This window comes from Lacticaseibacillus sp. 30 (assembly GCF_053819265.1).
In genome coordinates this window covers 98,572-112,158 of sequence record NZ_JBSOQX010000002.1, presented here as the reverse complement: position 1 = coordinate 112,158, position 13,587 = coordinate 98,572, and the positions used below count along the sequence as shown (strand labels likewise).

The 13,587-nt window shown below is 46.4% G+C and carries 13 protein-coding genes and 1 pseudogene; 7 read left to right on the top strand and 7 right to left on the bottom strand.

Going from position 1 to position 13,587, the window contains the following annotated elements:
• Positions 1-21: 21 nt before the first annotated feature.
• Positions 22-708 carry a uracil-DNA glycosylase gene (locus ACWPAB_RS02000; protein WP_003590301.1) on the bottom strand — a complete coding sequence of 229 codons (687 nt, stop codon included), beginning with the start codon at positions 706-708 and terminating at the stop codon, positions 22-24.
• Between the two features lie 119 nt (positions 709-827).
• Here ACWPAB_RS02000 and ACWPAB_RS01995 point away from each other — a divergent pair, with 119 nt between their 5' ends.
• Together ACWPAB_RS01995 and ACWPAB_RS01990 are read left to right on the top strand one after the other, a co-directional pair.
• Complete coding sequence (locus ACWPAB_RS01995) at positions 828-1,721, top strand: Cof-type HAD-IIB family hydrolase (protein ID WP_003569675.1); 894 nt, start codon at positions 828-830, stop codon at positions 1,719-1,721.
• A gap of 212 nt (positions 1,722-1,933) precedes the next feature.
• A complete protein-coding gene (locus ACWPAB_RS01990) occupies positions 1,934-2,440 on the top strand; it encodes an LURP-one-related/scramblase family protein (RefSeq protein ID WP_003569673.1) in 507 nt (168 codons plus the stop codon).
• 310 nt (positions 2,441-2,750) lie between these two features.
• On the opposite strand, the gene ACWPAB_RS01985 is transcribed toward ACWPAB_RS01990, so the two are convergent.
• Positions 2,751-3,332, bottom strand: coding sequence for a GNAT family N-acetyltransferase (locus ACWPAB_RS01985; RefSeq protein WP_003569672.1), 582 nt, complete (start codon positions 3,330-3,332; stop codon positions 2,751-2,753).
• 369 nt (positions 3,333-3,701) lie between these two features.
• Here ACWPAB_RS01985 and ACWPAB_RS01980 point away from each other — a divergent pair, with 369 nt between their 5' ends.
• The 5 genes from ACWPAB_RS01980 (at position 3,702) to ACWPAB_RS01960 (ending at position 9,176) form a co-directional block, all read left to right on the top strand.
• Positions 3,702-4,763, top strand: a complete 1,062-nt coding sequence (locus ACWPAB_RS01980; RefSeq protein WP_003593952.1) for an ABC transporter ATP-binding protein — start codon at positions 3,702-3,704, stop codon at positions 4,761-4,763.
• Positions 4,753-5,646 (top strand): carbohydrate ABC transporter permease, encoded by an 894-nt coding sequence (locus ACWPAB_RS01975; RefSeq protein ID WP_003564323.1) that lies wholly within the window; start codon positions 4,753-4,755, stop codon positions 5,644-5,646. The genes ACWPAB_RS01980 and ACWPAB_RS01975 overlap by 11 nt, the downstream gene beginning before the upstream one ends.
• A gap of 15 nt (positions 5,647-5,661) precedes the next feature.
• A complete protein-coding gene (locus ACWPAB_RS01970) occupies positions 5,662-6,483 on the top strand; it encodes a carbohydrate ABC transporter permease (protein ID WP_003569669.1) in 822 nt (273 codons plus the stop codon).
• Positions 6,484-6,492: 9 nt separating this feature from the next.
• A complete protein-coding gene (locus ACWPAB_RS01965; RefSeq protein WP_003564318.1) occupies positions 6,493-7,806 on the top strand; it encodes an ABC transporter substrate-binding protein in 1,314 nt (437 codons plus the stop codon).
• Between the two features lie 128 nt (positions 7,807-7,934).
• Entirely contained in the window at positions 7,935-9,176 is a 1,242-nt protein-coding gene (locus ACWPAB_RS01960; RefSeq protein WP_003569666.1) for an MBL fold metallo-hydrolase, read from the top strand.
• A gap of 393 nt (positions 9,177-9,569) precedes the next feature.
• Here ACWPAB_RS01960 and ACWPAB_RS01955 read toward each other — a convergent pair whose 3' ends face one another.
• The 5 genes and pseudogenes from ACWPAB_RS01955 to ACWPAB_RS01935 all read right to left on the bottom strand — a co-directional run bounded on the left by ACWPAB_RS01955 (position 9,570) and on the right by ACWPAB_RS01935 (position 13,504).
• Positions 9,570-9,758 (bottom strand): helix-turn-helix transcriptional regulator, encoded by a 189-nt coding sequence (locus ACWPAB_RS01955; RefSeq protein WP_003569664.1) that lies wholly within the window; start codon positions 9,756-9,758, stop codon positions 9,570-9,572.
• The gene (locus ACWPAB_RS01950; protein ID WP_003569662.1) at positions 9,748-10,050 is read right to left on the bottom strand and encodes a hypothetical protein; all 303 of its coding nucleotides are present in this window, start codon (positions 10,048-10,050) and stop codon (positions 9,748-9,750) included. The genes ACWPAB_RS01955 and ACWPAB_RS01950 overlap by 11 nt, the downstream gene beginning before the upstream one ends.
• A 250-nt stretch (positions 10,051-10,300) precedes the next feature.
• A pseudogene (locus ACWPAB_RS01945) lies at positions 10,301-10,553 on the bottom strand (hypothetical protein); the annotation flags it as partial.
• Positions 10,554-10,557: 4 nt separating this feature from the next.
• Entirely contained in the window at positions 10,558-11,250 is a 693-nt protein-coding gene (pgmB, locus tag ACWPAB_RS01940; protein WP_003569588.1) for a beta-phosphoglucomutase, read from the bottom strand.
• A complete protein-coding gene (locus ACWPAB_RS01935; protein WP_016381729.1) occupies positions 11,243-13,504 on the bottom strand; it encodes a glycoside hydrolase family 65 protein in 2,262 nt (753 codons plus the stop codon). Before ACWPAB_RS01935 ends, pgmB begins: the two co-directional genes overlap by 8 nt.
• Positions 13,505-13,587 lie beyond the last annotated feature (83 nt).

Here is a 13,587-nt window from a genome sequence, read left to right as displayed (position 1 = left end):
CTTAAGGCTAGTCAATTCAGGTTAATCCGCCTTCACCGTTTCTGGTAACTGCCAATTAATCGGGGTCTCGCCCATTTTTTCTAGTGCCGCATTGGTGCGCGAAAACGGGCGACTGCCAAAGAAGCCACGAGATGCAGATAACGGGCTTGGGTGCGCTGATGCAATAATCGCGTTTTTGCTCGTATCAATCACGGCCGCCTTTTTTTTGGCCGCGTTCCCCCACAGGATGAACACAACGCCGCCGCGTGCAGACAAGGCAGCAATGGCAGCATCTGTCAACTCTTCCCAGCCATGATTCTGATGGGAATAGGCTTCGCCGGCTTGTACCGTCAAAACGGCATTCAACAATAGAACGCCTTGGTCCGCCCATGCCTTCAAATAACCATGATGGACCGGTGGATAGCCTAAATCGCTTTGCAACTCTTTATAAATGTTTTGCAAAGACGGCGGCAAAGCGACACCGGGTGCCACCGCAAAGCTCGCACCAACCGCCTGCCGCGGATTGTGGTAAGGGTCCTGGCCTAGAATGACCACCTTCACATCATGGAAAGGTGTCCATTCGAATGCCTGAAAAATATGGTGCATTTCAGGGTAAATCGTTTTTGTCGCGTATTCTTCTTTTAAGAACGCATGCAGTTGAGCATACTCAGGACTTTCAAATACCGGTTCCAGCACCGTCTGCCAGTCATTATGTATTAATGTTTTCAAGACGTGCACCTCCGCAAATAGTGTACAAGAATCACCGCGGGTTTGCTACCGGGAAACGCTTTTTCATGCTAGAATTGGAGGCGTAACCGCACCATGACAAACCGGAGGGAACAGTAAATATGATCAAACTTATCGCATCAGACATGGATGGCACACTTTTAAACGACAAAATGGAAGTTTCGGACGAAAACGCCCAAGCCATTCGTGACGCGCAAGCCGCTGGTATCGAATTTATGGTCGCAACTGGCCGCGGCGTCACCGAAGCTACACCGTTACTTGCCGCCCAAGATCTCAAACCAGCATTCATTACACTCAACGGCGCCATGGTTTTTGATGAAGCTGGCGAATTGGTGGTCACGATTCCAATTGCTAGTGACCTAAGCGATTTCATTGTCGAGACCTTGCAAAAGGACGACATCTATTTTGAAATCATCACCAACAAAGGCGTCTTCTCGGACAGCCGTGTCAAACGTATTCAAAATGTTGCCGATCTATTGGTTGATCTCAACCCAGATACAACCTACAAACTGGCGGTTGCGCTCGCAGCTGCACGGCTGGAAATCATGAACATCAATTACGTTAGTGACTATAAAGAACTGCTAGCCGACCCTACTATCCAGGTGATGAAAATCATTGCGTTTACTGGCGAGCAACGCGATATTTTGAAAGCACCAGCGAAGGTTTTTGAAGCCACCGGTAAATTAAGTGTCACCTCAAGCTCTGCGAATAACATTGAGGTCAACAACATCAAAGCGCAAAAAGGTTATGCTGTTGAAGCTTTCGCTAAGCAACGCGGTATTACCATGGATGAGGTCATGACAATCGGCGATAACTTGAATGACGCCAGCATGATCAAAATGGCCAAATATGGCATGGCGATGGGGAACGCCATCCCCGAAATCACCAAGCTCGCATGGGGCAGTACTGCCACTAATAGCGAAAACGGCGTTGCTCAGGCAATTCGCAAAGCCATTCGCATTAATAAGGCGGAAAAATCAAACGCTCAATTCTAATAATCATTGGCGCAGCGATAGTTTGCTGATTTTAATTTTTTAAACACAGGCGCCGCGCCGGTTCACGCTCACCATAACGCGCTCACTGACGCAGAAACCTGCTCATAAGGACCTCAAGCACAATGGGCAAAACCCGCCCATCGCACTTGAGCCCGCTTATGCTCCGGTTTCTAACCGCGCCAGTTCACGCTCACCATAAGGGAGGTTGGCCGATGGCGTTATATCTTGATATCAATGCTTTAAGCACGAGTAGTTTAAGTGTGGTCAAAACCGATAACGGCAAGCCGGCCTACATTCTAACGGGTCGGCACGGACTGATTAATGGTGGCTTCGATTTAAATACATTAAGCGGCGAACCGCTTGGATCCATTCGGCAAAAAACGGTCAGCGTTTTCCCGCGCTATGATCTTTATATCGCCAATCGCAAGGTTGCCAGCGTCAAAAAAATGTTTGGGGTCTGGCATCAGTTCATCTTTATCTCAGATCTCAACTGGGTCGCCATGGGTAATCTTTTGAATAACCATTATCAAGTGTTTCATGGGGTCAAAACGATCTTCAGTGCTGAAGAAATTGCACCAGCAATCGTTAAGTTGACCATTCCCAATAACCGCGACATTCCAGCGGCCATTTTGTTAGCTGCAATCCTCGACCGCTTTCGCCATGTGGGTGTGGCCGATCCATTGAAGCGTTATGAATATGGGCTGGATTTCCCAGATTAAACGAAAAGAAAAGCTAAGACCATCATTCCTAGCTATGAAATAAAGACGACTGATTTTCCTCCATGGAATACCAGTCGTCTTTATTTCTCATTGCTATTTAGAGATCCTAGTGCCAAGGCGGAGCAATCGTAGACCAGATGGCGTTCAGCCGTACAACCTGACCTTGGAGCCGATGTGATTAGGCAACTTCGAGACCGGTTTTTGGACTCGAAGTGCCGTCTCCACTCTGGCTGTGCGTCGCAAACCCCATCTGGTCGGAGATTGCGGCGTTCGGCGGGCTAAGGGCTTTAGGCTAACCTATTGACTAACATTAAACTTCCTCGCCCACAACCGGCCGCAGCATATGATCGTATCGATGACTGCCAATCATCAACTCGCCGTGTTTAAGAAAACCATTGCGCTCATATAACTTTTTAGCCCGCGGATTCTGCTGATCCACGTTCAGACTAACCACTTTAGCGTGCCGAGCCCGAGCAACCGTATCGACTGCGTTTAATAATTTGGTTCCGATCCCATGTCCCTGCGCTGTCTCGGCGACTGCTAGCGTATCTAAATACCACTCGCCGGCATAAGTTTCGGTGTCTGAAAAAAGCGATGAATTTGGAGTCAATCCCAGCTTAGGCAACAACGGTTTTAAAGCATCGTCGATATGGGCTTCCTGCTCATGCAAATAGCCAACAGCAATCCCTTCAATCTGACCGTCCTGATCAGCCACCAACATTTGCGGGTAACCGTACCGGTAAGTTGGCAGTAAAAAGGCTTGTTCCAAAACCGAATACAGGGTCTTCTTAGGAACCTTCATTAACTGAGGAATTTCCATCTCCGTAAACACAATATCGATCAACGGTGCTACTTGCGGCGCATCGTCCGGTTTGCTTGGACGTATTATCAAAAAAATCGCTCCTCTTTTATTGGCGCTGAATGAACCGCCAATTTGCTGACACTCATCAGCAGCGAAAGCAGTTGGTTCAAGTTGCGCCTTTTGCATGCTTTCTATTATAGCAAAAAAGGCGAACATTCGCGTTGTGATGGCAATTAAACATAATCAAAATGTTTTTGGGCGAATGAGTCCATTTTTCAGTGAATCTGGGTTAAAATGTGAGAAGAGTTGTGTTTGCCTTCTCTAGATGTAGCTAATCATGGTGAAGCAACCACAATATCTTGTTCCAAATTTTCTCTTTGCGCGTTCTTACAGCCTTTGTTGCTGGAGACCGACGAACGGAGGTGAGGAGCAGAAAACTATTTGAAGGAGCGTACTGGGTTGAAAGTTACTTTCAAGGACGTCACGATGTCCTACGATGGCAAGACAGATACCCTGAAGGATCTGAACTTTACCATTCCCGATGGCACGCTGGTTTCCCTGCTGGGTCCTTCCGGCGGCGGTAAAACCACGACCCTGAATCTCATTTCCGGGTTGTTGTCCCCAACCGCTGGGCAAATCTTTTTTGGTGATACAGATGTGACTAAAAAAGATGCCTTAGCGCGTAAAGTTGGGATGGTATTTCAGAACTACAGTCTGTATCCGCATTTGTCAGTGTTGGACAATATCGCCTTTCCACTGAAAATGGCCAAGGTCAGCAAGGCTGAACGGCACGCCAAAGCCAAGGATCTTGCCAAACTGGTTCATGTTGAGGATCAGCTTGATAAGAAACCAGGGGCACTTTCTGGCGGCCAGCAACAGCGTGTCGCTATCGCACGTGCCTTAGCCAAGTCCCCTAGCCTATTGTTGCTAGATGAACCGTTGTCAAACCTTGACGCCCGGCTTCGAATTGAGATGCGCGAAGAAATTCGCCGAATTCAACGCGAAACCGGTGTTACCACGATTTTCGTGACCCATGACCAAGATGAAGCATTGCACATTTCTGATAACATCATGGTTTTGGCAAATGGTTCGATACAACAGTTCAGTTCCCCCCAAAAACTATACGAGCGACCGAACAATTTGTTCGTTGCTAAGTTTATCGGTGAGCCTGTGATCAACACCTTGCCAGCACAAGCGTTGACAACTGATCTAGCTAGCGCCGTGTCGGAAGATATTTTGAAGCAGGCAGTCACTGCGGGGATCCGTAGTGAAGCCATCATCCCTTATGATGCCGGCGACAATGTCCTAGCCAAGCTTCACGGCAAGATCACGCAAAGTTCTAAATATGGGCGGGAAGCTACAGCCGATATTACTTATAACGGCGAGCACCTGTTGTCAACAGAAATGGCTGGTGTCGCAGCTAATCAACCAGATCTGGATTTCTATCTCACCAAGTCGGGTTTCTTTCTTTTTGACCAATCCGGCGCCTTGATTTTTGGTGGTGAAAGTCATGCTGAATGAAAAAGCAAGCCTAAAATCGACCGCCAAAGCAGCGCTGTATTTGCTGCCAATGCTGGTGATTACCATCACCTTCAATATCTGGCCGATTATTAACTCATTTCTGATGAGTTTGTACACGAAGTATGATTTTTATACTGATAAGGTCAGTGCTTGGGGCTTTGATAACTTTGTTTATCTTTGGAATGATCCTGATTTTCACTTGGCTGTGCGGAATACGCTGGTTTTTGTTGTCGGCGTGGTTCCGATCACTGTCATTTTATCCTTGATCATTGCCTTATTGCTAAACCAGGTGAAGATCATCTCCGGTTTCTTCAGAACCGTCTATTTCCTGCCGTTTGTCACCAGTACTGTGGCGATTGCGATGGTTTGGAATTGGATGTTCCACAGTAACTATGGGCTGATCAACTACTTTATGGGCTGGTTTGGTATCCATCCCATTAACTGGCTGACTGATCCGCATTATGCACTGCTGGCGCTGATCATTATGAGTATTTGGAAAAGTCTGGGCTTCAACATCATTCTTTTCTTGGTCGGTCTCAACAACATTGACCACGGGTATTACGAAGCCGCTGAAATCGATGGCGCCAACGCGCGTCAGCGATTTTGGAACATCACGATCCCGATGCTATCACCAATCACTTTCTTGGTTTCAGTTAACGGGATCATCGGCAGCTTCAAGGTGTTCGATGAAATCTTCGCCTTGTTTCAAGGCACGCCCGGACCAGGTAAAGCTGATTTGACAATTGTTTACTATCTGTACCAGAAATTTTATACCGAGTACAAGTATCCAATTGCTGCTGCGTCTGGGGTCGTGCTTTTCTTCCTCATCCTGCTAGTGACACTCGTGCAGTTGTGGTATTCCCGCAAGCACGTTCATTACTAAGGAGGAGGCAAAAACATGGCTAAAAAAATCAGTAAAATTCTGCTTTACCTGATTGTCATTTTAGGCGCGATCACCATGCTGATCCCCTTCTTATGGATGATCTCCACATCACTTAAAACGGCACCGGAAACGATTGCCGTTCCACCGATCTGGATCCCTAAGGTTCTACAATGGGGTAACTACGTCAAGGCGTGGAACGAAGCACCGTTTGGACAGTATTTCATTAATAGCACGATCGTCACTGTTATCACAACGGTCGGGCAGCTCTTTACCAGTATTCTTGCCGCTTTTGCTTTCGCTCGATTGAAGTTTTACGGCAAGAACCTCTTGTTCATTATTTTCCTCGGAACCATGATGATTCCAGGTGAAATGTTGATCATCCCTAACTTCGTGACCTTGTCACACTTAGGGCAAATTGACCATTACGGCGCTTTGATTCTGCCGTGGTTGGCCAGCTTCTTCACCGTTTTTACCTTGCGTCAGACTTTCCAATCAACACCGAATCAGATCTACTACGCTGCTAAAATCGATGGTGCGTCCGATTGGAAATATTTGTGGCAAGTGCTTGTCCCAATGAGCAAGTCAACGATTACCGCGGTCACCGTTCTTCAGGTGATTGGCTCATGGAATGCCTTCATGTGGCCATTGATCGTTACGAACTCTGACAAGATGCGTACCTTGCCAGTCGGCTTGCAGGCCTTCACGACCGATGCCGGCACGCAATATCAACTTCTGATGGCCGCTTCCACATTCGTCATCATTCCAATGGTTGTTTTGTATATCTTCTTGCAGAAGTACATTATTGCTGGGATTTCTAAAGCTGGATTGAAAGGATAATCTACCAAAATGAAAAAGCAAACTTGGGTAAAAGCATTACTTGCAATGTTCACTGTCGTTCTTGTCGCTGTTTTGACGGCTTGCGGCAGTAACAGCAGCAGCAAATCGAGTTCAAGTACCAAGAGTGATTCGGGCAAACGGGTGACGATCACTTTTTGGCACGGCATGAACGGTCCTTACCAAAAAGCTCTTGATCAAATCATCAATGATTTCAATAAGAGTCAGAAACAGTATAAAGTTGTCGGCACCGCGCAAGGTAACTACACCGCCTTGCAACAAAAGATCATGGCTGCAGCAAAATCTCGCAACCTGCCAACCATTGCCCAAACAACTTATACCACTGTTCCTGACTACGTGAAAAATGGTTTTATTTCCCCGCTTGATCAATACATGCTCAAAGGCGACGACAAGATGAGCAGCAGCGACTTGAAGGATATCTACCCAGCCTTCTTGTCCAGCTCCAAGTATCAAGGTAAGTATTACAGCGTGCCATTCTCCAAGTCCACACGTATTCTTTTCTACAATGAAGCACTGATGAAGAAATACAATATTGCCAAGCCAACCAGCTGGGAAGACATCAAAAAAGATGCCGATAAGCTGAAGGCAGACGGTATTGCCGCTATTGGTTTCGATAAGAGTTTTGATATGGAATTTGAAGGTCTGGCACGTCAGGCTGGCAATCCGTTAGTTTCAGCTGATCCGCTGAAAGCTAACTTGGATAGCAAGAAAACCTTAACTGCTGCTAACTTCATTATGGACATGGTTAACAGCGGCGAAGCCAAGACTGCCGGCGAAGACATTTACGGCGATAAGAACTTCACTGCTGGTAAAACACTCTTTTATGCTGGTTCAAGTGCTGGGATCACCAACATGAAGCAAAATGCACCGAAAGACTTCAAGTGGGGCACAATGCCGCTACCAAGCTACAAAGGCAAAAAGGCAACCGAACTTGCCGGTAATGATATCGTCCTCTTCAAGTCCGCATCTAGCGATAAGCAAAAAGGCGCTTGGGCATTCATGAAGTACCTGCTTTCTGAGAAGGAAACTTCCAAGTGGGCCCAATTGACTGGTTATGTGCCACTGCGTAAGTCCGCTGTTAAATCTGCTGACTTTAAGAAATATCTGAGTGCTAACCCAACTAGCCAAGCTGCAGTTGATTCTTTGGGCTTTGGCTTCCAGTCCACCGCTTTCATCGGCTTCTCAGAATATCGTAACGATCTTCTTAATGCGGTTGATGCGATGCTGACTAAGCATGAAAAACCAGATCAGGCTTTGAAGACACTTCAGGGTCAAACTGAAACCATCATCAAGACAAACAAGTAATTGTTTGCTCCGCCTTGATCTTTGCCGAATCAGCTATGTGCTGATTCGGTTTTTGTTTGCTTTTCGGTAGCCGGCGGGGTACGCTTTAGTGTTCTCAAAATGATATTGAAACAATTGGAGGTAACACTGTGACAACAATTCGCTTTTTAAATGGGTTAAACACCATCGGCGGCAACATCGTCGAATTCGCAACTAAAACCAGCCGCGTTATCATGGACTTCGGCGTGGCTGCTGATCTCAGCAACGAAACAGTCAGCTCTGCCATCGATAATGGTAAATTGCCGCATGTGCCGGAACTATTTTTTGATCAACCAGACGTTTACACACATGAGGCCATCTTTATCTCACATCTGCACATTGACCACATGGGTGCATTGCAATATTTAAAGAAACCGATTCCGATTTATCTTTCGGAACCATCCTATAAGCTCTATCAACTGTTAATCAAACTAGGCATCGAAAAGCCAGTTGCAAATCTGCATCCGCTTGCCTATGAACAGCCCTTAACCATCGGTGACCTCACCGTAACAGGCTTCCACAGTGATCACGACGAGCCGGGCGTCATGGCGCTCCTAGTCGATGACGGCTCACGCCGCTACGCCCATTCTGGCGATGTCCGGCTAAATGGCCCGCATGCTGAACGGGTTCATGCCTGGGCCAAGCGATTTAACCAAGAAAAGCTAAGCTTGTTTATGTTGGAAGGCACCAGCTTCTCTTTTGATACAGCTGCACCAGTCGAAGATCAGGATCACCCCAGCATCCCATTGACCGAAATGAGCCTGCAGAAGCAATTTCAGACAGTGCTGGCGGAAAGCCCGACGCTTGTCGTCATCAATCCTTACATCCGCAATTACGAGCGTCTGTCGAGTTTTCAGGCCAGTGCACACACTGCCGGCCGTCAATTGGTGTGGGAACCTGATGACGCGGCTGTGCTGACCACCATGACCGATCAAAAACCCGATGCTATTCTTGGTCAAGCAATCAGTCTGACGGACATTGCCCGTGATCCCCAACACTATGTCCTGCAAAATAGTTTTGACCATCTGGAACGACTGACTGACATGCCCATCACGACCTACATCCACAGTAACGGCGAGCCACTAGGCGATTACGACCCGCGGTTTGCGCAACTCAAAGACTGGCTAGAAGCGCATCACATCCCCTTGCAGTTCATGAATGCCTCGGGTCATGCTAGCCGTGAGGATTTAATTACTTTGGCGAAAGAAGTCAATCCTCGAACCATTGTGCCATGGCATAGCTTCCATCCGGAACGCGAAGCCGAAGCCTTGGATACCCAGACAAATGCCGCTGTGGTGCTTCCTGAAAGAGATTTGTACTATGATTTTGATGAATTAAATGAAGAGGAGTAATCGTCAGCAGTAGTTGCTTCTTCAGTTTCTATCTAGAACTTATGATTTGTTAGATGCGGGATGATTTGGCACAAGCGTCAGACAAAAACGACTCCTGCCGTGCCAAACTCCGCAATCTCCGGCCAGATGGGGCTGGAACGCGGTGACGGCGCTTCGAGCCCAAAGACCGGTCTCGAAGTCGCCTAACAACATCAGCTCAAAAGCCCTTCGCTGTGTTGTTTGCACGGCTGAGCCCCATCTGGCCTCCGATTGCTCCGCCTTGGCACTGGAATCTTTAAACTATGACCTTTGATCTACAGTAAAACGAAAGAAGAGTGACTTTTCCGCCGCATACATGCGGTGATCGGAAAAAGTCACTCTTCTTTTTGTAGCCTTAAATAATTTTCAGCTTCTCTAATGTTGAAACAGTTGATCCACAGTCGTCTCCAAGCGTTCTGCAAGTGCGAAGGCTAAGGAGAGTGTTGGGTCGTATTTATTATTCTCGATGGCATTAATCGTTTGCCGAGTTACATTTACAGCATCAGCCAGTTCCTGTTGGGTTAATTTTTGGCGCATTCTGAGTGCGTGGATATTATTTTCCATGGAACATCAATCCAATCATGCCTAAGGTTAGCACAACAACAACAATGACAATCGTGCCAATTAACACCCTTCCCGGTTCTTTATCAGTCTTATCTGCTCGATGTTTAAGCCACAAAAAACTAGCAATCTGGACACCCACTGCAACGTTTACCACAACAGAAATAAAATCAAATTTTCCATAATGCATCACGTGGAAAAATTCGTAAATGAATAATGTGAAAATCATGAAAGCCCAAGAGTATCTAATCGATTGATCTCTGAATTTAAGCTCCATCTCATCCATTTTCTTCATGATAATCACTCCCTTTGATGTCAAACCCTTTTGACATCTTCAGTATAATACCAACTCTTTAAATGTCAAAACATTTTGACTTTTCAAGACACAAAAAAAGATTTCAGAGGCATTTATATTTACAAAATAAAGAGAAATGATTTTTAACAAAACTTGAAAACCATTTCTCTTTCATTTCTTATACTTAGCCTGATAGCACTTAAAGATCATAGTGCCGAGCCGGAGCAATTGTACGCCAGATTGGAAAGCGCTCATCAATTAGAAAAATCGGTGCATCTCTGACCATAGCTCGCCCTAATGCCACCCGTTGCCGCTGGCTGTCAGACAAGTCTGCTGGTTTATGGGCCAAAAACTCTGTCAGGCCAAGAATATCAGCCGCAGCCAGACGGCCCGACAAAGACAATGAACTCCTTATTCTTAATGTGCAGATCGAAATCTTTGACAGAATCTTTTGCGGCATTCGGGTACTTCTTATAAAGATGGTTCAAATCAATCTCAACCATGACATCATCCATCTCCTTTCTTATTCAACGCGTTTTGCCATTTTGTGAAGGCTGTCGTGATTGATTTGAGTCGCAATAAGTCTGTGTTTGCCACGAAATAATCAGCAGCTGCGAGCGCCTTGGCATCGCCGATACCCACCGAAAACTGACCAGCAGCATTAATTGCTGCAATACCAGCAGATGCATCTTCAAAACTCACCACTTCATCTGCTTGCAATTGCAACAAGTTCTGCGCTTTGATGAAAATTTCAGGATCTGGCTTCCCGCGATGCAGACTAGCTGGATCAACAATCGCATCAAATTGATTAAATAATTTCAATTGACGCAAAATAGTCGGTGCATTTTTTGAAGCAGATGCGATTGCCAATTTTAAATGCCTTGCCTTGGCGTCCGATAAAAGTTGACTGATACCCGGCAGAATATCGGCTGGCGTCATATTGGCAATCAATTGAAGATAACGTCGATTTTTTTCATCTGCTAAGTTTTCTTTCTCAACTTCGGTATATTGCTTCTGTTGATCACCGTAACCGAGGATGATCGCTAACGAGTCCATTCGGGAACGGCCACGTAAAGCCTCATTTGACGTAGCTGGCAGGGTAATCCCTAATTGTTTTGCCAACTCCCCCCAGGCGGCTAAATGATACTTAGCTGAATCGGTGACCACCCCGTCAAGATCAAAAATGAAGCCTTTAAGCATGGTCATCCCCCTTTTCCAAGTGCTGCAGCTCACCATTCACTTCAATATCAATTGACGGGCCGGCTAACAAGATCACGTTGACCTCCTCACTCACGTCCACTGCCAGCAAACGGCCACGATAATTGATTTTAAAGCTGAAGCGGTGCCATTCTTTTGGCAAAAATGGCTTGAATCGTAACCGGTCGTGATCATAGCGCATCCCCGCAAAGCCTTGGACGATTGATAACCAACTGCCGCTCATGGACGTAATGTGAAGCCCGTCATCAGTGTCGTTATTATAATTGTCCAGATCTAGACGCGCAGTTCGCGCATATAACGCCACGGCCTTTTCCGTTTTCCCTAATTCAGCTGCTAGGATGGCATGGATGGACGCACTTAATGAACTCTCGTGAACCGTCATCGGCTCATAGAAATCAAAATTGCGTTCTTTTTGTGCTTGGGTGAAGCGGTCATTGAGAAAATAAATGCCCTGCAAGACGTCAGCCTGTTTGATAAAAGGCGACCTTAAGATCCGGTCCCATGACCAATGTTGGTTAATTGGCCGCTGGTCAGCAGGAATCGAACTGGCGGGTCGCAAATCTTTATCAAGAAAGGTATCGTGTTGAACAAAGATCCCTAATTCATCGTCAACGGGATAGTACATCCAATCAATAATATCTTGCCACTTAGCTTTTTCTTCTGCAGTCACCGCAAGTTTAGCGACCACGTCGGCATTCGCCTTGGGCAGGCGCGCTAACGTGTAACTTAACGTCCACGATGCCATGGTGTTGGTATACCAGTTGTTGTTAACATTGTTTTCATATTCATTAGGACCGGTTACCCCGTGAATCATATACTGATTGGTACGTTTGCTAAAATGCACCCGGTCAGCCCAGAAACGGGCAATCCCCACCAAGACCTCAATACCATCACGGTTGACATAACTTTCATCGCCGGTATAAGCCGTGTATTGATAAATCGCGAACGCAACTGCACCATTACGATGGATTTCTTCAAATGTGATCTCCCACTCGTTGTGACACTCGATGCCATTAAAGGTCACCATTGGAAACAAAGCACCGGCCAGTCCTTGCTGCTGTGCATTATGATACGCACCAGGTAATTGATCGTGGCGATATTGAAGAAGTGCTCGCGTCACATCTGGGGGCGTCACTGCCAGATACATTGGTACAATATAAGCTTCAGTATCCCAGTAAGTGGCACCGCCGTATTTTTCACCTGTATAACCTTTAGGCCCAATGTTAAGGCGCTTATCTTCGCCATAGTACGTCATAAACAATTGCGCAATATTAAACCGAATGCCTTGTTGTGCGGCCGGATCGCCTTCAATGACCACATCACTTTGCTCCCAGCGTTGCGCCCAAAGCTGCGTATGAGCAGCCAGTTGTTCGTAAAAACTGTGTGTTTGCAATGTGGTCATCAAAGCTGCGGCTGTTTGCTGCTGATCAGAAGGCGCAACATCGCGGCTAGTAACCACAATGACATCCTTTTCCAGTTGATAAGTTTCGCCAGCTGCCACATCAACCACAATTTGTTCGTTTAGCCAGCCGTTGCCAGTCGTGACAACGCCTGTGACCGGTTGACGATTGACACGCAACTGTTGCTTCAATAGAACGGTGAATTGCGGTACATCGTAAGGATTTGGCTTGGTTTGCAATTGAATGGTTTTTTGAGTGGGATCCTCAGCTTGCGGTTCCCAAAACCGCTCATCATAGTTGCTATCTTCATTAGCGACACGACCTTCAAGTCCAGCATCAAATGTGATCGTTGCCTTACCGCTAAGCACAGTTGCTTTCACGTTAATCAAGGCTGCTTCCTTCACCACATTGCTCAAAAATCGTTGAAACTCAAACCGAACCTCAACCTGATCCCCTTCATAGATAAACTGCCGAGTTAACAATCCCTGATGTAAATCAAGTGCCAAATAGAAATCCCGAAAACTGTTTTTGGCCAAATCAACCGGTTGTTCATTCACTTTGATGCGAATTGGCAAAAAGCTGGGTGCATTGATTGCTTTGCCAAAGTACGCAGGATAGCCATTTTTCCACCAACCAACGCGGGTTTTATCCGGAAACCAAACACCACCGAGATAAGTTCCCGAAAGCTGATCCCCCGAGTACTGTTCCTCAAAATTCCCGCGCATGCCCATGTAGCCGTTACCAATTGCCGTCAAACTTTCTTGAAGCCGCTTGTCCTCTGGATGAAACTGATGGGTTGCAATCATCCACGGATCGACTGCAAATGTTCTTTTCATCTTCTCCACTTCTCCCCTGTGACCATTTTCTTTACGATAGTCATGGCAACAACCACTTAAAGGACACGCTTTATTATAAATGA

Bases quoted from the DNA above. Each gene is read 5' to 3' on its own strand.
- ACWPAB_RS01995 (WP_003569675.1), top strand. From the start codon at position 828: ATGATCAAACTTATCGCATCAGACATGGATGGCACACTTTTAAACGAC.
- ACWPAB_RS01990 (WP_003569673.1), top strand. From the start codon at position 1,934: ATGGCGTTATATCTTGATATCAATGCTTTAAGCACGAGTAGTTTAAGT.
- ACWPAB_RS01975 (WP_003564323.1), top strand. From the start codon at position 4,753: ATGCTGAATGAAAAAGCAAGCCTAAAATCGACCGCCAAAGCAGCGCTG.
- ACWPAB_RS01970 (WP_003569669.1), top strand. From the start codon at position 5,662: ATGGCTAAAAAAATCAGTAAAATTCTGCTTTACCTGATTGTCATTTTA.
- ACWPAB_RS01965 (WP_003564318.1), top strand. From the start codon at position 6,493: ATGAAAAAGCAAACTTGGGTAAAAGCATTACTTGCAATGTTCACTGTC.
- ACWPAB_RS01955 (WP_003569664.1), bottom strand. From the start codon at position 9,758: ATGGAAAATAATATCCACGCACTCAGAATGCGCCAAAAATTAACCCAA.
- ACWPAB_RS01950 (WP_003569662.1), bottom strand. From the start codon at position 10,050: ATGAAGAAAATGGATGAGATGGAGCTTAAATTCAGAGATCAATCGATT.
- pgmB (WP_003569588.1), bottom strand. From the start codon at position 11,250: ATGCTTAAAGGCTTCATTTTTGATCTTGACGGGGTGGTCACCGATTCA.
- ACWPAB_RS01935 (WP_016381729.1), bottom strand. From the start codon at position 13,504: ATGAAAAGAACATTTGCAGTCGATCCGTGGATGATTGCAACCCATCAG.